The organism is Xanthomonas sp. 10-10, assembly GCF_040182365.1.
Classification (GTDB): domain Bacteria; phylum Pseudomonadota; class Gammaproteobacteria; order Xanthomonadales; family Xanthomonadaceae; genus Xanthomonas; species Xanthomonas arboricola_F.
Genome location: NZ_CP144460.1, coordinates 3,784,394 through 3,803,774, shown reverse-complemented (window position 1 = coordinate 3,803,774; position 19,381 = coordinate 3,784,394). Strand labels below are relative to the sequence as shown.

Annotated in this window: 14 protein-coding genes; 11 read left to right on the top strand and 3 right to left on the bottom strand. The window is 66.5% G+C overall.

The window, feature by feature from the left end; genetic code table 11:
* Positions 1 to 10: 10 nt before the first annotated feature.
* On the bottom strand, positions 11 to 2,446 hold the full coding sequence (locus tag VZ068_RS15945) for a TonB-dependent receptor (protein ID WP_349655844.1): 2,436 nt from the start codon (positions 2,444 to 2,446) through the stop codon (positions 11 to 13).
* A gap of 305 nt (positions 2,447 to 2,751) precedes the next feature.
* On the opposite strand from VZ068_RS15945, the gene VZ068_RS15940 reads away from it, so the two are divergent.
* The 4 genes from VZ068_RS15940 (at position 2,752) to VZ068_RS15925 (ending at position 7,614) form a co-directional block, all read left to right on the top strand.
* Complete coding sequence (locus tag VZ068_RS15940; protein WP_349655843.1) at positions 2,752 to 3,228, top strand: DUF3574 domain-containing protein; 477 nt, start codon at positions 2,752 to 2,754, stop codon at positions 3,226 to 3,228.
* Between the two features lie 552 nt (positions 3,229 to 3,780).
* Positions 3,781 to 5,382, top strand: a complete 1,602-nt coding sequence (locus VZ068_RS15935; protein WP_349655842.1) for a hypothetical protein — start codon at positions 3,781 to 3,783, stop codon at positions 5,380 to 5,382.
* Entirely contained in the window at positions 5,379 to 6,548 is a 1,170-nt protein-coding gene (locus VZ068_RS15930; protein ID WP_349655841.1) for a lysozyme inhibitor LprI family protein, read from the top strand. Before VZ068_RS15935 ends, VZ068_RS15930 begins: the two co-directional genes overlap by 4 nt.
* Before the next feature lie 250 nt (positions 6,549 to 6,798).
* A complete protein-coding gene (locus VZ068_RS15925; protein WP_349655840.1) occupies positions 6,799 to 7,614 on the top strand; it encodes a DUF3014 domain-containing protein in 816 nt (271 codons plus the stop codon).
* Positions 7,615 to 7,832: 218 nt separating this feature from the next.
* Here the strand turns inward: VZ068_RS15925 and VZ068_RS15920 are convergent, their stop codons facing one another.
* A complete protein-coding gene (locus VZ068_RS15920; RefSeq protein ID WP_349655839.1) occupies positions 7,833 to 8,540 on the bottom strand; it encodes a glutathione S-transferase in 708 nt (235 codons plus the stop codon).
* 44 nt (positions 8,541 to 8,584) lie between these two features.
* Positions 8,585 to 8,896, bottom strand: a complete 312-nt coding sequence (locus VZ068_RS15915) for a GIY-YIG nuclease family protein (protein ID WP_259152331.1) — start codon at positions 8,894 to 8,896, stop codon at positions 8,585 to 8,587.
* Positions 8,897 to 9,165: 269 nt separating this feature from the next.
* On the opposite strand from VZ068_RS15915, the gene VZ068_RS15910 reads away from it, so the two are divergent.
* The 7 genes from VZ068_RS15910 to clpB all read left to right on the top strand — a co-directional run bounded on the left by VZ068_RS15910 (position 9,166) and on the right by clpB (position 19,328).
* Complete coding sequence (locus VZ068_RS15910) at positions 9,166 to 11,421, top strand: TonB-dependent receptor (RefSeq protein WP_349655838.1); 2,256 nt, start codon at positions 9,166 to 9,168, stop codon at positions 11,419 to 11,421.
* Positions 11,422 to 11,488: 67 nt separating this feature from the next.
* Positions 11,489 to 12,817: an LLM class flavin-dependent oxidoreductase gene (locus VZ068_RS15905; RefSeq protein ID WP_349655837.1), complete on the top strand. Its 1,329-nt coding sequence runs from the start codon at positions 11,489 to 11,491 to the stop codon at positions 12,815 to 12,817.
* A gap of 16 nt (positions 12,818 to 12,833) precedes the next feature.
* On the top strand, positions 12,834 to 13,874 hold the full coding sequence (mgrA, locus tag VZ068_RS15900; protein ID WP_349655836.1) for an L-glyceraldehyde 3-phosphate reductase: 1,041 nt from the start codon (positions 12,834 to 12,836) through the stop codon (positions 13,872 to 13,874).
* A 17-nt stretch (positions 13,875 to 13,891) separates the two neighbouring features.
* Entirely contained in the window at positions 13,892 to 14,854 is a 963-nt protein-coding gene (locus tag VZ068_RS15895; RefSeq protein WP_349657727.1) for an aliphatic sulfonate ABC transporter substrate-binding protein, read from the top strand.
* Positions 14,855 to 14,903: 49 nt separating this feature from the next.
* Positions 14,904 to 15,698 (top strand): aliphatic sulfonate ABC transporter permease SsuC, encoded by a 795-nt coding sequence (gene ssuC, locus VZ068_RS15890; protein ID WP_259152325.1) that lies wholly within the window; start codon positions 14,904 to 14,906, stop codon positions 15,696 to 15,698.
* Positions 15,695 to 16,531, top strand: coding sequence for an ATP-binding cassette domain-containing protein (locus tag VZ068_RS15885; protein WP_349655835.1), 837 nt, complete (start codon positions 15,695 to 15,697; stop codon positions 16,529 to 16,531). Before ssuC ends, VZ068_RS15885 begins: the two co-directional genes overlap by 4 nt.
* Before the next feature lie 211 nt (positions 16,532 to 16,742).
* Positions 16,743 to 19,328: an ATP-dependent chaperone ClpB gene (gene clpB / locus VZ068_RS15880; RefSeq protein WP_349655834.1), complete on the top strand. Its 2,586-nt coding sequence runs from the start codon at positions 16,743 to 16,745 to the stop codon at positions 19,326 to 19,328.
* Positions 19,329 to 19,381: the final 53 nt, after the last annotated feature.

Here is a 19,381-nt window from a genome sequence, read left to right as displayed (position 1 = left end):
CAATCCCGGCTTAAAACGAATACCGCACCCGTCCGTACCAATACGCGCCATTGCTGCCGATCGGCGACAGCACGTCGTAGGGCAGGTTGCCGAAGTAGGCGATGTCGTCGATGGAGCGATCGGAGTAATTGTCCAGGATGTTCTGGCCCCCGATGGCCAGCGTCCACTGCGTGCCCAGGTGATACTCGGCTTCCAGATCCAGCTGCCACTCGGCGCCATAGGTCTGGCGTGGCACGAAGCCGCCGCCGAAGTCGAACACGCGGGTGGCGCTGCCGTAGCGGTTCACGCGCGTCTGCAGGTTCCAGCGTTCGTTGGTCCAGTTGGCGGCCAGTGCGGCACGCGTGCGCGGTGCGGCGTCGGTGAGCGTATTGCTCTCCTCCACGCCGAACAGCACGTAGTCCGGGTTCAATGCCAGCAACTGCCCGGGCGTTGCGATGATGTTCTCCAGCTCGGTCTTGGCGTAGCTGTAGGTGCCGGTCAGCAGCAGATCGCCACCGAAGGCGTACTGGCGCCAGTTGGCCACCAGCTCGGCGCCGCGGGTGCGGGTGTCGGCGGCGTTGAGGAAATAGCTGGCGCTCTGCACGCCGGCGACGCCGAAGTTCTGCTGCACAAAATCGGTCAGCGTGTCGCCGGTGATGTCTTCGGACAAGGCGATGCGGTCGTCGATGTCGATCTGGAAAAAATCCAGCGACAGGTCGAAGTGGTCGCCCAGCTTGCTGGTGAAACCCAGGCTGTAGTTGACCGACTTCTCCGGCTTCAGATCGGTGGCGCCGAGCGCGCGGGCGATCGGGTTGTTGACCGACAGCAGGCGGCCCTGGGTCAGCCGGCCGGCGGCGTCGTAACCGGTGGACGTGGCTTCGTAACCGATCTGGCTCAGCGAGGGCGCACGCACGTTGTTGGAGATGGCGCCACGCAGCGCGAATGCCGGCGCGAACGCATAGCGTGCGGCAAGCTTGCCGGTCCACTGGCTGCCGAAATCCTGGTAATGCTCGTAGCGGCCGGCCAGGTCGGTGGAGAACTTGTCGCCGAACTGGCTGGACACGTTGGCATAGGCGCTGGCCACATTGCGCGACAGGTCGGCCTCATCCTGCGGAGTGAGCCCGCCGCCGGCCTGCGAGCCGGTGGGGCGATCGGTGAACGGGCCGGCCGCATAGCTGGCCGGGTCGCCGGCATGGGTGCGGTATTGCTCGCGGCGGAACTCGGCACCGGTGCCGAAGGTATGGGTGGCGCCGGCCGCATCGAACACGCGGGTCAGATCCAGATTGCCCACGGTCTGCGCAAACGCGAAATCGCCGGTCTTGAAGCGCGTGGTACTGCCCGGCCCAAGCGAGGCATTGAGCGAGTTGCGCAGGCGGTAGGTGAAGTCGTTGCGGCCGTAGTTGACGCTGGCGTCGTAGTCCCAGTTGCCGAGCTGTCCACGCGCGCCGGCGACGAGTTGCAGGTCGCGATTCTCGCCCTCGGAAATCGGCCGGTAGCCGTTGGGGTAGATCTCGCGCCAGTTGGCGCTGCCGTCCGGGTAGCGGAAGTAGTTGGCGCCTTCGGTGTCGCGCTGGTTGTAGGTGCCGAAGGCGTAGAACTCGCCGTTGGCGCTGAACGGAATCTTGGTGTTGAGCCAGGCGTTCAGGCCCTTGGTGGCGCCGTCGCCGAGCACGTAGTTGCGCTGGCCGGCCAGGGCCAGGTTGGCCGGGGTCTGTTCTTCGAACGACGGGATCTGGTCGAAGCCGGCGCGATTGGTCGCTTCGCGATTCTTCAGCTCCAGGCCAACCTTGAAGAAGCCGCCGTCATCGCCCAGCAGCGAGCCGACCTTGGCGCTGGCATAGCTGGTCTGGCCATCGGTGACACGGCGATCGATCGGCTCCACGTCGGTGTTGTAGGCGCCGAAGCTGGCTTCCAGCTCGCCGCGCTCGGGGTTGTCGTCCAGGATCACGTTGATGACGCCGGCGATCGCGTCCGAGCCGTACTGCGCGCCGGCGCCGTCACGCAGCACTTCGATGCGCTTGATCGCATTGATCGGGATGGAATTGAAATCCACCGGCGTGGTGCCCTTGCCGATCTTGCTGTCGGTATTGACCAGCGCCGAGGTGTGGCGGCGCTTGCCGTTGACCAGCACCAGCACCTGGTCGGGCGAGAGCCCACGCAGCTGCGCGGCGCGGATATGGTCGGCGCCGCCGGAGTTGGACTGACGCGGGAAGTTGAACGAGGGCAGCAGCGCCTGCAGCGCGCTGCCCAGCTCACCATTGACCACGCCGGCCTTGCGGATGTCTTCGGCGGTGAGCACGTCCACCGGCACGGTCGATTCCAGCACGGTGCGGTCGCTGGCGCGGGTGCCGGTGACGATCACGGTGTCCAGCGTGGTGGCGCCGGGGGCGGCCTGCTGGGCCTGTGCAGTGGCGCTCAACACGGCGGCGACGGCCAGGCCGATGGCCGAAAGGGTGGGGCGGGTCATGCTCTCTCTCCTGCAACTGCAAACGCGCAGCGGGGTCGGCGTCCGGCCGGCTGGTGCGCAAGGGTCGGACTGTCCTACATTCATCCGGATGGAGAGATATTATCGCGTTGTTCAGGCCTGCGCGAGATGACGCGGTGCGCACGCGTGCATGAGCTGATGGTGCGGCCGCATGAGCGCTGGTACGACTGGCATAACGCTGCAGCAGTGCCGCTCGTACACTTGCGCCCTTGCGCCGGTCGTTTGTACGCGCTGGCCGCGCCGGTGTACATCGGCGTTCTTAGCCCCCGAAAACCTTGGAGAAATCGATGAAGTTGCTGCCATCCGTGTTGATCGCCGCCGTGCTGGCGTTGTCTGGTTGCGCCACCATACCGGGCAAGGCGCCCGCGGCGGCGACCACCGCCAGCATGCAGGGCGATGCGCAACGTCCCGGCGATGCGCATGGCTGGATACGCAGCGAGCTCTACTTTGGCGTGGGCGAGGAGACCGGCCCGGCCGACCGCCCGCAGACCCGCACCATCGACCAGACGCAATGGCGCGCGTTTCTGGACAAGGAAGTGACCCCGCGCTTCCCCGATGGGCTGACCGTGTTGGATGCCTACGGCCAGTGGCTGTTCCGCGGCGCCAAGGAGCCGAACCGCCTGGGCACCAAGGTGCTGGTGATCTTGCACGAGGACACCCCACAGCGGCGCCGCGACATCGAAGCGATCCGGCTGGCCTGGAAGCAGGCCACCGGCCACCAGTCGGTGCTGTGGTCGCGGCAGGCGGTGGAGGTGTCGTTCTGAGAGGTGTCGATCGGAGCAGCTGCCAGCGCGGTTGTGTGTCGGTAGCACGTGCACAGGCGGCGCTCGAATCGGCATCTGTCTGTGCTGCGCGTACGTTGCAGTGATACGCCTCATTCGCGCCCATCCAGCGAGCAACGCTGTGCAGGGTCATCTGCCGGCTCTGGTGAGCATGCGCGTTGAAACGCTGCACCGAATGCGCGTGAGCGCTGCACGCGTGGCGTTGTCTGCCGCACTTGGCGGGCTGTCATGCGCGGTGGTGGCCCGAGATACCAGTGCGAGGTGACGATCGGCACGCACCGGCGTGCCACCGCGCTGGATGTCGGCACCGATACCACGCCGGTGCCGGTGCGCTAGCGCAGCGCCAACCGTGGCCACATCGTCGGCTGGATCGAGGTCGAGGCGGCGATGAAGTAGCGTAGCGTCGCCACCTCAAGGTCGCCGCACGCAGGACTGGCGGGCGCAGTCGCGGCGACACGGTCTGATCCACCGCGGCGCTGTCGCGCGTGATGAGCAGCGGCTACCATCGGCCGATCCCCACGCTTCCTGGCTCCCATGTCGGCCCCTTCCTCGCGTACTGCGGCATCGCCGCGCTGGTTCGTCGCCGGCGACCTCAATGGCTTCTTCGGCCTGGTCGTCGACAATCTCTCCATCCTCGGCTTCATCGCGATGGCGTTGGTCGGGATGTTCCAGTTCCCGGCCGAGGTGGTGTTCGGGCGCATGTTTCCCGGCACCGCGTTTGGCGTGCTGGTGGGCAACCTGCTCTACACCTTGATGGCGCGGCGGCTGGCCGCACGCAGCGGGCGCGACGACGTCACCGCGATGCCGCTGGGCCTGGATGCGCCGACCAGCATCGGCATGGCGCTGTTGGTGCTGGGCCCGGCATTCGTCGGCTTCAAGGCGCAGGGGCTGGACCCGCAGGCGGCCGCCATCGCCACCTGGAAACTCGGCATGGCCTCGCTGGTGGTGATGGGCCTGCTCAAGCTGGTGCTGTCGTTCGTTGGCGAGGCGGTCACGCGCGCGCTGCCGCGCGCAGCTTTGCTCGGTTCCATCGCCGGCATCGCGCTGGTGCTGATGGGCCTGCTGCCGCTGCTGGAAACCCTGCGTTCGCCGGTGGCTGGATTCGTCACGTTGGGCCTGCTGCTGTATGTGCTGCTGGCCAAGGGCCGCCTGCCGACCAAATTGCCGGGCGTGCTGGTGGCGTTCGTGATCGGCACGGCGCTGTACTACGGGCTGGGGCTGGCCGGGTTGGGCGCGCCGGGCTTCAGCGTGCCGGCGTGGACTCCACCGCAGATCGTGCTGCCGCTACCGAACCTGGGCTTTATCGAAGGATTGCCGGCCACGGTGGCGTACCTGCCATTGCTGCTGCCGTTCGGCTTGTTGATGGTGGTGGGCGGCATCAATGTCAGCGAGAGCGCACGTGCCGCTGGCGATGACTACCGCACCCGCGACATCCTGCTGGTGGAGGCCCTGGCCACGCTGGTGGCCGGCGTCTGCGGCGGGGTGGCGCAGACCACGCCGTACATCGGCCAGCCGGCCTACAAGCACATGGGCGCGCGCTCCGGTTACACGTTGTTGACCGGCGTGTTCGTCGGCATCGGCGGCATGCTGGGTGTGATCTCCGGGTTGGTGCAGTGGCTGCCGCTGGCGGTGCTGGCGCCGATCATCGTGTACGTGTCGATCGACATCACCACGCAGGCGTTCCAGGCCACGCCCAAACAACATGCCGGCGCGATGGTGCTGGGGTTTCTGCCATCGGTGGCGTACCTGCTGACGATCAAGGCGCCGGGTTGGCTCGCGCCGGAGCAACTGGTTGCGCTGACCACGAAGGTGGATGGCCACGGCCTGCCGGAACTGGCGGTGATCTTTGCGCTCGGCAATGGCTTCATCATCACTGCGATGCTGTGGATCGCCACGGTGGCGGCGATGATCGATGGCCGGCTGCGTCGCGGTGCGGTGTTCTTGCTGGTCGCTGCGGGCCTGACGCTGTTCGGCCTGATCCACTCGGTGGACCCGCGCGGCGGCATCTACCTGCCCTGGTCGCTGCAGGGTCTGGCACGGGTGATCAGCTGGCAGTTCGTCGGGGCCTATGTGGCGCTGGCGGTGACGTTGCTGTTGTTGTCGCTGCTGCCGGCACGCAAGGAGGCGATGCAGTGAAACACCACACGCGTGTGGCCCGATTGCTGCTTGGCAGCGCGCTGGTGCTGAGCGCCGGCGGTGCGTGGGCGGCCTCGTTCGACTGCAAACAGGCCGGTACGCCGGTCGAAAAGCGCCTCTGTGCAGTGCCCGCACTCGGTGCGCTGGACGAGCAGCTGGACGCAAGCTACCAGGCGCTGGTGCAAACGACGCCGCGCGCTGCGGTGGCCGGCGTGCGCGAGCAACAACGTGCGTGGCTACGGCAGCGCAACGCCTGCGCGCAGGACGCCAGGCCGGACGACTGCCTGCGGCACAGCCTCACCGCCAGGGCCGATGTGCTGGCCAAGACACTCACCGTGCAGCAGCAGGCGCTGGACCGCATCATCGCCAGCATCCCCGGCAAGCCTGCCGAGGCTGCGCGGCAGCTGCAGACGTACGACGCACCGCTGGCATCGGCATGGCTGGCGTATCTGCATCAGTTCGTCCCTGCCGCCGGTGTGGACGCCGCATTGGCGAATACGCGGTTCGAGAGTGCGCGCAAGGCCCTGCGCAAGACCGATGACTTTGCGGCATCGTTGCTGGATGACGCTGCCGGCACGCCTGCAACGCCGCAGCACGAACGCGTGCTCATGCTGCTGCGCATGTGGATCGAGCGAGACGACAGCGGGAACCGGCCCTATGTGCATTGCTTCATTTTCGCGGCGGTAGGTGAGCCAGCGTACGAGGCATTCGGGCCGCTGTATGCTTCCACACGCGACTCGTTCGCGCCGGTGTGCAAGCCGCCGGGCGGCTTGTTTGCGCTGGCCAGCTGGAAGCAGCTGGACGATGGGTTCGATCCCCTGATCGACGCCCTGAGCAAGGACGCCGGCACCATCCGCTATGCCAGCTACGCCGAGTGGGGCGTGATTGCGCTGCGCGCATCGGTGTCGCCGCTGCTGTACCTGCAACCGGCATTGCGCAAGCGCTATGGCGACGATCCGGACAAGGCGATTGCGGCCTGGGACGGCGATGGCAGCCAGTGGCCGGCGGCAGATCGCAAGGCGGTGCGCGCACTGTTGCCCAAGGTGCGCGCAGACACCGCTGCGTGGCTGGTGCGCGAAAAACAGCTGCCCGCAAGACAGGCCGATCAGGTGGCAGCGGCAATCGTGGCAGCCTGGGTGAATGTGCGGTTGAACTTCGCCAATTGAACGCGGTTTTTCGCGCATGACGCCTCGTTTCTGGCGTCGACGGTTCGTCGTTGGTCGTGCGCGCCCGACCTCGTGTCGACCGCCTGATGCATGACGCGCAGATCGCGTGTTTGCGCTGCGTGCGCATGCCAAAGCCTCGCCTGGCCATGTATGCACGCAATTGATGAATGCGCGGCCACCTCACATCGATGGAACCACCGCACCATCTCATGGTCACACCCTGGATGTTGTCGATGTCAGGAGCTCCATGATGCAAACCAAGTCCTCGCGCTGGCCGTGGCTGTTGGCCGTGCCGCTCATTGCCGGCGCCGCCTGGTGGCTGTTCCGCGGGCCCTCCGATCCATCGGGCGCGTTGCCCGCGCCGATCAGCCAGACCGCGAGCGCGGTGGCTGCCGCTGTTGCCCCGTCACCGCCTGCACCGGCCGCGCCGCGTCATCCGGTGCAGACGCCATCGGTCGATGCAGCCGATGCAGCGATTCCTGCGTTGGCACAGAGCGACGATGCCGCATGGCAGGCGTTGCTGGACCTTGTGCAACACGACGACGCGCTGTCGATCGTGCTGCGCGCGCATCTGATCGAACGCGTGGTGGTGATGGTGGACAACCTCACCCAGCCCAGCATGAGTCGTCGCGCATCGGTGCTGCAGCCGGTGCCGGGCGAGCTGCAGGTGTCCAACGCCGCCGAGCGCAGCGTGATCGACCAGGCCAACGCTGCGCGCTATGCGCCCTACGTCGCCGCGTTCACCAACGTGGATGCGCACGCCCTGGTGCGGAGTTATGTGCGCTTCTACCCATTGTTTCAGCAGGCCTATGCGAACCTGGGCGCGCCGGACCGTTACTTCAACGACCGCGTGATCGATGTGATCGACCATCTGCTGCGCACGCCGGAGCCAAGCCAGCCGATCGCCGTCGTGCGCGACGCGCGTGGCCGTTATCTCTTTGCCGATCCTGCGCTGGAATCTGCGTCGGTCGGGCAGAAGGCATTGCTGCGGCTGGGGCCGACCCAGGCCGCCGCAGTAAAGGTGCAACTGCAGGCCATCCGTGCGGCGTTGTTGCAGGGCGGCTGAGGCTGTCGGTTCGGCTGCGTCAAGAGTAAAGGCCGCATCCGTGCGGCCTTGCACTTGCGATATCAGGCAACACATGGCGGTGCCCGATCACGCGGGAACGTTAACGACAGGATCGAACGCGCAGCACAGGCCAATCGCAAGCATCAGCTGCGCAGTGAGCACGTCGTATCACTAGGCGCCCGCCGCCCGCCGCCCGCCGTCTGATGCCGGTACGGCGCCTACGCCGCATCAAGCTCCGGGTAGTGGCGGAAGATGCCGTTGGTGTTGAACGCCACGCGGCGCTCGGATGCGAGGTAAGCGGCAATGCGCGGGCGCCCGGCCACGCGCTGCTGCAGCGACTTCAGCCCCGGCAACTCCTTGGACAACGTCGTCATGCGCTTGGGGAACATGTATTCCAATCCACTGACCAGCTGAAACAGCGACAGATCCACGTACGAATGGGTGCCAAGCGCGTGCGTACCGCCTGCCTGCTGCAGTACATGCTCGAAATAGCCGAGGAACCTGGGTAGCCGGTTGTCGCGCAGATCCTGGGCACGTTTGGCCGCTTCGGCTGTCTGATCTTCGTAGTACAGCCCCACGCCGATGGGGTGATGGGTGTCGTGCACTTCGGCCACCAGGTCGGCAATGGTCAGCTGCAACTGCAGTGCCTGCAGGCGCTGCGCCTCGGCGGCGGGCACCAGCTGCAATTGCGGGCCAATCGCATGCAGGATGGCTGCCACCTGCGCGATCACCACCTCGCCCGCACGCAGAAACGGCGGTGCGAATGGGCGTGCACCCGCGTGCTTGCCTTCCAGGAAGGCGGTCATGACCTTGTCGCCGTCGATGCGCGCCACGTCGGTGTAGCTGGCGCCGGCGTCTTCCAGAGCCAGGCGGACGAATTCGCCGCGACCTTGCAGGCCGTTCCAGTAATAGAGCTGATAGTGCATGCGCTGCTCCGGTGTCGTAATGGCGCAGCGTAGGAAGCGGGCGGCTAGGCGGGCGTGATCGGGGTGTCAGAAGGGTGTGACCCGGCGCTGCAGGGCGGCTGCGCCAGCAGCCAGGCCAGCTTGCGCGTACGGGGTTGCTGCTTGAGCTGCCACTCGGCACGCGAGGCGGCGGCGCGGTCGGGATACGGGTGACTGGCGAGCACTTTTAGTGGCGGATTTGCGCGTGTGTAGCGCGCGCCGGTGCCACGCACATGCGCGTGAAAGCGGCGCTCCAGATCGTTGGTGATGCCGGCGTAATAGCTGCCGTTGCGACACAGCAGCAGGTAGAGGTGCCAGGGCTTGGTGGATACATCCATGTCGCCATTATCGCCACAGGGCCGGCGTTGTGCATTGGGCCTCTTCCACAGCGCTCACCGGTGGTCTGCAGGCGCTGCAGGGCGTGAGTGAATAACCACCTAAACATTGGTTATTTGACGCTCGTGGCAGCTGCAAACAGCATGCGCTATTGCACTGCACCGCCTTCCCGGCCTGCGCTGCGCCAGCTTCGCTGCGCGTTGATCGCGCTGCCGGACAACCAACTTCACCAACGCTGCTACACGACAGCCGACGCCACGAAAGGACGTACATGCCTGCGCAACACCGGACCCCGGCGGGGATCTTTGCTGCTTCCAGATGGTTGGCCAAACCGCAGGTCTTGGCGTGGAGCCTGGCGTGGGCATGTACGCCAGCGCTGGCCGATGAAGTAGGGGAGACTGCTGCCACGCCGGAGCGTGCCGCGCAGACCCTGGGCGCAGTGACGGTGACCGCCACGCGTCGCGAAACCACCTTGCAGCAAGTGCCGGTGGCGGTGTCGGTGGTGCAGGGCCAGACACTGGAGCGCGAAAACCGCAACAGCGTGGCCGACCTGCCGGCGCTGGTGCCCAGCCTGACCTTTCGCAACGGTGCCTCCAACAAGGACACCTCATTGTTCCTGCGTGGCGTGGGCACCATCTCCACCTCGCCAGGGGTCGAGCCCAGCGTGGCCACGGTGATCGACGGTGTGGTGCTGGGGCGTCCGGGCCAGGCCACGCTGGACCTGCTCGATGTCGAACGCATCGAAGTGCTGCGCGGGCCGCAGGGCACCTTGTTCGGCAAGAACGCCTCGGCCGGCGTGCTCAGTATCGTCAGCAAGCCGGCGCCTGAGGTGTTCGGCGGCTATGTGGATTATTCCCACTTCGGCGGCGGCGACGAAGACCGCGTGCGTGCCAGCATCGGCGGTGCGCTGGTGCCCGAGGTGCTCAAGGCCAGCGTGTCTGCGTTGTGGGCCGAATATGGCGGCAACGTGCGCAATGTGGCCGACGGGCAGACCGTCAATGGCTACCGGCGCGCCGGCGCGCGGCTGAGGCTGGATCTCACGCCGAACCCCAGCTTGAACGCAACGCTGCTCGCCGACTACCTGCAATCGAGCAGCGACGCGCCCAGCGGCGTGGTCGTGGCCAGCACACGTGCGGACTTCGCTGCGGCGCTGGCACCAGTGGTTGCCAGTGCCGACAACCGGCAGATCAACAGCGATTACCGCACGCATCTGGACGACATCAACAAGGGCGCCTCGCTGCAGCTGGATCAGCACCTCGGCGATGCGCTGTTGACCTCGATCAGCGCATGGCGGCAGTGGGATAACACCCAATTCCAGGATGGCGACCGCACCGCGCAACGCAGCGCGACGTTTCCCGCATCGCATGATCGCGGCGAGCTGGGTTACACGCAGTATTCGCAGGAATTGCGCGTGCAGACCCCACGCGACCGCGCGGTGGAAGCGGTCGCCGGTCTGTATTACCTGCATGCCCGCAGCGACGAAACCTATCGCCGCACGGTGACGACGCCCACCGCCAGCAACGTGGGCGTGGCCGATTACGCCACCCGCGCGCAGACCTATGCGGTGTTCGGCGAGGCCACCTGGCATTGGCGCCCGGATCTGCGTGCGCTGCTGGGTGCGCGTTTTACCCGCGACACGCTCGAGTATCGGCATCAGCGCGGATCCAGCTCGGCCGCACCGGTCACCGGTATCCAGCCGTCCACCGCAAGCAGTGGCAGCACTGCGGAAAACGGCGTGTCCGGCCGCACCGGCCTGCAATACGACATCAATGCGCAGACCACCGGCTACCTGACCTATTCGCGCGGTTACAAAGGCCCGGCCTATAACGTGTTCTTCAACATGCAGCCGCGCGACACGCCGGCGCTGAAGCCGGAGACCTCCAACGCCTGGGAGCTGGGGCTGAAGACACGCGCGCTGGACGACCGGCTCAGTGCGAACGTGGCGCTGTTCCATACCGACTATTCCGATTACCAGGCCAACTTCTTCGACACCGTGGCCGGGCAGGTGGTGACGCGCCTGATCAATGCCGGACAGGTGCGTACGCAAGGCCTGGAGCTGGACCTGGATTACCGGCCCACCGAGCGGCTTAGTCTGGCCGCATCGCTGGCGTATACGCAGGCGCGTATCCAGCGCTTCGCGTGCCCGGCGGCAGCGGCGGCCAACTGCAATGTCGACGGCAAGCCGTTGCCGTTCTCACCGGACTGGAAGGGCAACCTGCGCGCCGGCTACCGCGTGCCGCTACGTGGCAGCCTGGCGCTGGAGTTCAACGGCGACGTGAGCTGGCAGGACAGCGTGCAGTACGACCTCAGCCAGACCGCGCAAACCCTCCAGGGCCCGTATGCGATCTGGAATGCCAGCATTGCGCTGGCCGATGACGTGCATGGCTGGCGGGTGGCGGTGCTGGGCCGCAATCTCGGCGACCGCGCGTATGCGCCGTTGTTGGCCAATGCCACCGGCAACGTCTACCGGCTGGTACCGCGCGATGATCGCCGCTATCTCGGCCTGCAAGTGCACAAGGATTTTTGAGGATGCAGTCGATGGGTTTCAACAGTGGGTTCAAGGACCGCCAGGGCATCGTGTCGGGTGGTAGGCGATGAGCGCGCCACGGCAGCTGTCGCTGGGCGCGTTCCTCATGGCGACCGGCCACCACGTCGCGGCCTGGCGGCACCCGCAGGCGAGCGCGGACACGCTGGACTTTGCGCACTACCGCGAAATGGTGCGCATCGCCGAGGCCGCCAAGTTCGATGCAGTCTTCGTCGCCGACAGTTTGGCCGCAGCCGGTGGGCCGATCGCACAGCGGATGGCGCGTTCCAGCCTGTTCGAGCCGCTGACGCTGCTCAGCGCATTGGCGGCGGTCAGCGAGCGCATCGGCCTGATCGCCACCATGACCACCAGCTATAACGAGCCGTATCACGTGGCGCGCAAGTTCGCCTCGCTGGACCATCTGTCCGGCGGCCGGGCCGGGTGGAATCTGGTCACCTCCGACGCCGCCGACGAGGCGCTCAACTTCAATCGCGATGCGCATTACGTGCACGCCGAGCGCTATGCGCGAGCGCGCGAGTTCCAGCAGGTGGTCGCCGGCCTGTGGGACAGTTGGGATGACGACGCGTTCATCGCCGACAAGGCCGCCGGCCTGCATCACGACCCGGCGCGTGCGCATGTGCTCGATCATCGCGGGACACATTTCCAGGTGCGCGGGCCGCTCAATATCGCGCGCGCCCCGCAAGGGCACCCGGTGCTGGTGCAGGCCGGCTCGTCCGAGCCCGGACGCGCGCTGGCGGCGGAAACGGCCGAGGTGGTGTTCACCGCGCAAACGTCGCTGGCCAAGGCACAGGGGTTCTATGCCGATATCAAAGGGCGGCTGGAGCAGTTTGGCCGCTCGCGCGATGCGCTGAAGGTACTGCCTGGCGTGTTCATCGTGGTGGGGCAAAGCCAGGCCGAAGCGCAGGACAAGTTCGAGCAGTTCCAGCAGTTGGTGGAGCCGGAGGTGGGTATCGCGCTGCTGTCGCGCATGCTGGGAAACTTCGACCTGTCCGGCTATCCGCCCGATGGCCCGTTGCCGGAGTTGCCGCTCACCGAAACCGGGCAGCGTAGCCGCCAGCAGCTGTTCACCGAACTGGCCGGGCAGGAGCAGTTGAGCATTGCCCAGCTCGGCCGCCGCATCGCCGGTGGGCGCGGCCATTACAGCCTGATCGGCACGCCAACCCAGATCGCCGACGAGTTGCAGGCGTGGTTCGAGCAGGGCGCCGCCGATGGCTTCAACGTGCTGGTACCGCACCTGCCCGGCGGCCTGGCCGATGTGGCGACGCACGTGGTGCCGGAGCTGCAGCGACGCGGCCTGTTCCGACGTGACTATGCAGGGCGCACCTTGCGCGATCATCTGGGGCTGGCACGCCCCGTCAATCGCTTCAGCGCCCGCTGATCTACCGGACAGACCCATGACCTATCTCGCACATCCCGATCGCTACGACCGCATCGCCTACCGCCGGGTCGGCCGCAGCGGCCTTGTCCTGCCCGCATTGTCGCTGGGCCTGTGGCACAACTTCGGCGACAGCACGCCGATCCAGACGCAGCGCGACTTGCTGCGCACCGCCTTCGATCTGGGCATCACCCATTTCGATCTGGCCAACAACTACGGCCCGCCGTATGGCAGCGCTGAGCTGAACTTCGGCCGCTTGCTGCGCGAGGATTTCAAACCGTATCGCGATGAATTGATCATTTCCACCAAGGCCGGCTGGGACATGTGGCCGGGCCCGTACGGGCAGGGCGGCAGCTCGCGCAAATACCTGTTGTCCAGCCTGGACCAGAGCCTGCAACGGCTGGGTGTGGACTATGTGGACATCTTCTACTCGCACCGCTTCGATGCGGACACGCCGCTGGAAGAGACCGCAGGCGCATTGGCCAGTGCGGTGCAGCAGGGCAAGGCACTGTACGTGGGCGTGTCGTCGTATTCGGCGGCGCGCACCCGCGAGATCGCGGCACTGCTGCGCGAGTGGAAGGTGCCGTTGTTGATCCACCAACCGGCCTACAACTTGTTCAACCGTTGGCCGGAGCTGGAGCTGCTGGAGACTACCGCAGACATCGGTGCCGGCGTGATCGCATTCACGCCGCTGGCGCAGGGCCTGCTCACCGGCAAGTATCTCGATGGCGTGCCGGCCGATGCGCGCGTCAATCGCCCCGGTGGGCAATCGCTGCGGCCAGAGCATCTGTCCGACGACAACCTGCAACGCGCACGTGGGTTGCATGCCATTGCACAGAAGCGCGGGCAAAGCCTTGCACAGCTGGCACTGGCCTGGGTGCTGCGCGATGCGCGCGTGAGTTCGGCGTTGCTGGGTGCCAGCCGGCCGGCGCAATTGGTCGAGAACGTCGCGGCACTGCAGAACCTGAGTTTCAGCCCGGAAGAGTTGGCCGAGATCGATCGTTTTGCGGTCGAGGGCGGCATCAACCTGTGGGAAAAACCGTCAACCGATTGGCAATGAGGAGATCGTCGATGCGCATGCTGATTGCCTGGGCGCTGATGCTGATGATGAGTGTCGCGTGGTTGCCGTGCGCGTCTGCGGCCGAGCCTGCACAGTTGCGCATCGGCTACCAAAAAGCGGTGTCGAGCCTGGTGCTGGCCAAGCAGCATCGCCTGCTGGAGCAGCGCTTCCCGCGCACCAAGATCAGCTGGGTGGAGTTTCCCGCAGGGCCGCAACTGCTGGAAGCCCTAAACGTGGGCAGCGTCGATCTGGGCGGGGCTGGCGATATTCCGCCGTTGTTCGCGCAGGCGGCCGGTGCCGACCTGCTGTACGTGGGCTGGGTGCCGCCGACGCCGAAGGCCGAGACCGTTCTGGTGCCGGCCAAGAGCACGCTGCGGCGCGTGGCCGATCTCAAGGGCAAGCGGGTCGCGTTTCAAAAAGGGTCCAGCGCGCATAACCTGCTGTTGCGGTTGTTGGCCAGGTCCGGCCTGAGTCTGCGCGACATCACGCCGCTGTACCTGTCGCCGGCCAATGCGCGCGCCGCGTTTGCAGCCGGCCAGGTGGACGCGTGGGCGATCTGGGACCCGTGGTATTCGGCCTTGACGCTGGATGGCAGTGCGCGCCTGTTCGCCAACGGCGAGGGGTTGGGGTTGACCGGCGGGTTCTTTCTGTCCTCGCGCCGCTATGCCACGGCGTGGGGTCCGTTCGTGCAGCAAGTGATGGGCACGCTCAACCAGGCCGACGGCCTGCTGGAACGCGACCGCGCCGGCAGCATCAAGGTGCTGGCGCAGGTGAGCGGGCTGTCGCCTGCGGTGGTCGAGCGCACCTTGGCGCATCGCCCGCCTGCCAGCGTGCAGCCGCTCAGCGCCGAGGTCATCAAGGCGCAGCAGGCCACTGCCGATCTGTTCTACGCGCAGCGCTTATTGCCCAGGCGCGTGCTGGTGGCACCGGCGGTGTGGCGTGCGCCGGCCGCGGTTGCCGCGCAAGCGGCACGCAAGTGATGCGGGTGGCTGCGTCGCAGATGCGCACCGCCACCACGGGGGCGATGCAATGAGCGCCCGTGCATGGCGGTGGGGCAACCGGCTGTTGCCGTGGCTGTTGCCATTGACGGTGCTGGCCGCATGGCAGGGCGCGGCATCGATCGGTTGGCTGCCGCAGCGCATCCTGCCGGCGCCGGACGCGGTGCTGCGTGCGGCGGCCACGCTCGTGCAAAGCGGAGAGCTGTGGCAGCACCTGGCAATCAGCAGTTGGCGCGCCGCCGTGGGCCTGGTCATCGGCGGCAGCCTCGGCCTGGTGTTGGGCCTGTTGACCGGCGTGTCGCGCGTGGCCGAACGCGTACTCGACAGCAGCCTGCAGATGCTGCGCAACGTGCCGCACCTGGCGTTGATTCCGCTGGTGATCCTGTGGTTCGGCATCGATGAGGGCGCCAAGTTGTTTCTGGTGGCGCTGGGTACCTTTTTTCCGATCTATCTCAATACCTACCACGGCATCCGCAGCGTGGACCCGGCGTTGATCGAGATGGCGCGCAATTACGGATTGCGTGGGCCGCAGTTGTTCATCGATGTCTTGCTGCCCGGCGCACTGCCATCGATTCTGGTCGGGCTGCGCTTTGCCTTGGGACTGATGTGGCTGACCTTGATCGTGGCCGAAACCATCTCGGCCAGTTCCGGCATCGGCTACCTGGCAACCAATGCGCGCGAGTTCCTGCAGACCGACATCGTGGTGGTGGCGATCGTGCTGTATGCACTGCTCGGCAAGCTTGCCGATCTGGCCGCACGCGGGCTCGAGGCCTGGTGGCTGGGCTGGCATCCGGCTCAGCAACGGCGCGCGCAGGTGTCGCGATGACCACACCAGGCAACGGCCTGCCGCTGAGCCTGCGTGGAATCGTCAAGCGCTATGGCGGCAGCGATGTATTGCGCGGCATCGATCTGGAGATTGCAGCAGGCAGCTGCGTGGCCGTGGTCGGTCGCAGCGGCTGCGGCAAGAGCACGCTGTTGCGAGTCATCGCCGGTCTCGAAAGTGCCGATGCCGGACGCCTGGACAGTGGCGATGCGCCGCTGGCGCGCCGGCGCGATGCGGTGCGGCTGATGTTTCAGGATGCGCGGCTGCTGCCATGGAAACGGGTGATCGACAATGTGGCGCTCGGCCTGGGCCGTGCCGGGCGCGCGCAGGCACAGGCAGCGCTGGATGCGGTGGGGCTGGGCACGCGCGGCGGTGACTGGCCTGCGGCGCTGTCCGGCGGGCAGCGGCAACGCGTGGCGCTGGCGCGCGCATTGGTGCATCGGCCGCGGCTGTTGCTGCTGGACGAGCCGCTGGGCGCACTGGATGCGCTGACCCGCATCGAGATGCAGCAGCTGATCGTGCAGCTGTGGCGGCAGCATGGCTTCACCCTGGTGCTGGTCACCCATGACGTCGCCGAAGCCAGCGCGCTGGCCGACCGCATCGTGGTGATCGAGCACGGCCAGGTCGGCCTGGATGTGGCAGTGCCGGTAGCGCACCCGCGCACTCCCGGCTTGCCGGCGCTCGCCGCGATCCAGGCGCAGGTGCTGTCGCGTCTGCTGGGGACCGCACAGCTGCCGGCGCCGGCGGCCACTGAAGATGCCGAGGACGCAGAGGACGCCGGTGCGGGGCAGGGCGGTGCGACGCACGCCACTGTGCCGCTGCGGCGGATCGTCTAGCGGGCGGGTCGTCGGCCTGGGTCCGCCCCTAAGCCAATGCCAATGCCAACGCGCAGAGCCAACATTGCGCAGCCCCACAGCAGGCAGCGTGCGCCGGGCTTGGTGCCCCGCATCTGCACTTGCGGCATCGGCCACACCTTGAAACCCCGCACGGCAGCCGCATCTGCACGGTATCGCCGGCGTCGCCGGCCACCCGTTCAGAGGATTTCCCATGCGGATGGACAAGCTCACCTCGCGGTTCCAGCAGGCACTGGCCGACGCGCAGTCGCTGGCCGTGGGCCGCGACCACAACATCATCGAGCCGGTGCACGTGCTCGCCGCGCTGCTCGACCAGAGCGGCGGCAGCACGCGCCCGCTGCTGTCGCAGGCCGGCGTCAACGTGCCGTTGCTGCGCGAGCGGCTGGGCGAGGCGCTGGACACGCTGCCCAAGGTGTCGGGGCAGGAAGGCAACCTGTCGATCGGCAACGATCTCAACCGCCTGCTCAACCAGACCGACAAGCTGGCCCAGCAGCACGGCGATGCCTTCATCGCCAGCGAGTGGTTCGTACTGGCGGCCGCTGACGATGCCAGCCCGCTGGGTGTGGCCCTGCGCGCGGCCGGCGGCGACAAGAAGAAGATCGAGGCGGCCATCGACAAGCTGCGCGGCGGCGAGACCGTGCAATCGGAAAACGCCGAGGAACAACGCCAGGCGCTGGAGAAATACACCATCGACCTGACCGCGCGTGCGGAGAGCGGCAAGCTCGATCCGGTGATCGGCCGCGACGAAGAAATCCGCCGCACCATCCAGGTGTTGCAGCGGCGCACCAAGAACAACCCGGTGCTGATCGGCGAACCCGGCGTGGGCAAGACTGCCATTGTCGAGGGCCTGGCCCAGCGCATCATCAACGGCGAAGTGCCCGAAGGCCTGCGCGGCAAGCGCGTGCTGTCGCTGGACATGGGCGCGCTGATCGCCGGTGCCAAGTTCCGCGGCGAGTTCGAAGAACGCCTCAAAGCCGTGCTCAGCGACCTGTCCAAGAACGAAGGCCAGATCATACTGTTCATCGACGAGCTGCACACCATGGTGGGCGCCGGCAAGGCCGATGGCGCGATGGATGCCGGCAACATGCTCAAGCCGGCGCTGGCGCGCGGCGAGTTGCATTGCATCGGCGCCACCACGCTGGACGAATACCGCAAGTACATCGAAAAGGACGCCGCGCTGGAGCGCCGCTTCCAGAAGGTGTTCGTGGGCGAACCGACGGTGGAAGACACCATCGCGATCCTGCGCGGCCTGAAGGAACGCTACGCGGTGCATCACGGCGTGGAGATCACCGACCCGGCGATCGTCGCCGCCGCCACCTTGTCAAACCGCTACATCACCGACCGCCAGTTGCCGGACAAGGCCATCGATCTGATGGACGAGGCGGCATCGCGCATCCGCATGGAGATCGACTCCAAGCCGGAGGAACTCGACCGCCTGGAGCGCCGCCTGATCCAGCTCAAGATCCAGCGCGAGATGCTGAAGAAGGAAAAGGACGAGGCCTCGCGTCAGCGCCTGGCCGATCTGGAAACCGACATCGACAAGCTCGAACGCGAGTTCTACGACCTCAACGAGTTGTGGACCTCGGAGAAGGCTGCGCTGCAGGGCACCACCAAGGTCAAGGAGCAGATCGAGCACGCCAAGCTGGAACTGGAAGCCGCGCAACGGCGCCAGGACTACGCCAAGATGAGCGAGATCCAGTACGGCGTGCTGCCGCAGCTGGAAAAGCAGATGCTGCTGGCCAACGAGGTCGAGCATCACGACTTCAAGCTGGTGCAGGACCGCGTGACCGCCGAGGAAATCGCCGAGGTGGTGTCGCGCTGGACCGGTATTCCGGTCAACAAGATGCTCGAAGGCGAGCGCGACAAATTGTTGCGCATGGAAGACGAGCTGCACCAGCGCGTGGTCGGCCAGAACGAGGCAATCAAAGTGGTCTCCGACGCGGTGCGGCGTTCGCGTGCCGGCCTGTCCGATCCCAATCGCCCGAGCGGCTCGTTCCTGTTCTTGGGTCCCACCGGCGTGGGCAAAACCGAGTTGTGCAAGGCGCTGGCGGACTTCCTGTTCGACAGCACCGAGGCGATGATCCGCATCGACATGAGCGAGTTCATGGAGAAGCATTCGGTCTCGCGGCTGATCGGTGCGCCTCCGGGTTATGTAGGCTATGAGGAGGGCGGCTATCTGACCGAGGCGGTGCGTCGGCGTCCGTATTCGCTGATCCTGCTGGACGAGGTGGAAAAGGCGCACGCCGATGTCTTCAACATCCTGCTGCAGGTGCTCGACGACGGCCGCCTCACCGATGGCCAGGGCCGCACGGTGGACTTCCGCAATACCGTCATCGTGATGACCTCCAACCTGGGCTCGCACCAGATCCAGGAGCTGTCCGGCGACGGCAGCGCCGAGGCCTATACGCAGATGAAGGCGGCGGTGATGGGCGTGGTGCAGGCGCATTTCCGCCCGGAGTTCATCAACCGGCTGGATGACATCGTTGTGTTCCACCCGCTGGACAAGGCGCAGATCAAGTCGATCGCGCGCATCCAGTTGCATGGGCTGGAAAAACGCCTGTCCGAGCGCGGCCTCAAGCTGGACCTGGACGATGCAGCGCTGGAATTGCTCGGCAATGTTGGTTTCGATCCGGTGTACGGCGCGCGCCCGCTCAAGCGCGCGATCCAGTCGCAGGTGGAGAACCCGCTGGCCCAGCAGATCCTCTCCGGCCACTATCTCAGCGGCGACACCGTGCGCGTGCGTGCAGAAGGTGGGCGGCTGCTGTTCACCAAGGGCTGAGACGCGGCGCCGGCCGCAGCGCTGGTAGAACTTGAAGCAAGCAACGGGCACTG

Coding starts and splice junctions, on each gene's coding strand:
- mgrA (WP_349655836.1), top strand. CDS start 12,834: ATGACCTATCTCGCACATCCCGATCGCTACGACCGCATCGCCTACCGC.
- clpB (WP_349655834.1), top strand. CDS start 16,743: ATGCGGATGGACAAGCTCACCTCGCGGTTCCAGCAGGCACTGGCCGAC.
- VZ068_RS15940 (WP_349655843.1), top strand. CDS start 2,752: ATGAAGTTGCTGCCATCCGTGTTGATCGCCGCCGTGCTGGCGTTGTCT.
- VZ068_RS15945 (WP_349655844.1), bottom strand. CDS start 2,446: ATGACCCGCCCCACCCTTTCGGCCATCGGCCTGGCCGTCGCCGCCGTG.
- VZ068_RS15935 (WP_349655842.1), top strand. CDS start 3,781: ATGTCGGCCCCTTCCTCGCGTACTGCGGCATCGCCGCGCTGGTTCGTC.
- ssuC (WP_259152325.1), top strand. CDS start 14,904: ATGAGCGCCCGTGCATGGCGGTGGGGCAACCGGCTGTTGCCGTGGCTG.
- VZ068_RS15910 (WP_349655838.1), top strand. CDS start 9,166: ATGCCTGCGCAACACCGGACCCCGGCGGGGATCTTTGCTGCTTCCAGA.
- VZ068_RS15885 (WP_349655835.1), top strand. CDS start 15,695: ATGACCACACCAGGCAACGGCCTGCCGCTGAGCCTGCGTGGAATCGTC.
- VZ068_RS15925 (WP_349655840.1), top strand. CDS start 6,799: ATGCAAACCAAGTCCTCGCGCTGGCCGTGGCTGTTGGCCGTGCCGCTC.
- VZ068_RS15905 (WP_349655837.1), top strand. CDS start 11,489: ATGAGCGCGCCACGGCAGCTGTCGCTGGGCGCGTTCCTCATGGCGACC.
- VZ068_RS15895 (WP_349657727.1), top strand. CDS start 13,892: ATGCTGATTGCCTGGGCGCTGATGCTGATGATGAGTGTCGCGTGGTTG.
- VZ068_RS15915 (WP_259152331.1), bottom strand. CDS start 8,896: ATGGATGTATCCACCAAGCCCTGGCACCTCTACCTGCTGCTGTGTCGC.
- VZ068_RS15920 (WP_349655839.1), bottom strand. CDS start 8,540: ATGCACTATCAGCTCTATTACTGGAACGGCCTGCAAGGTCGCGGCGAA.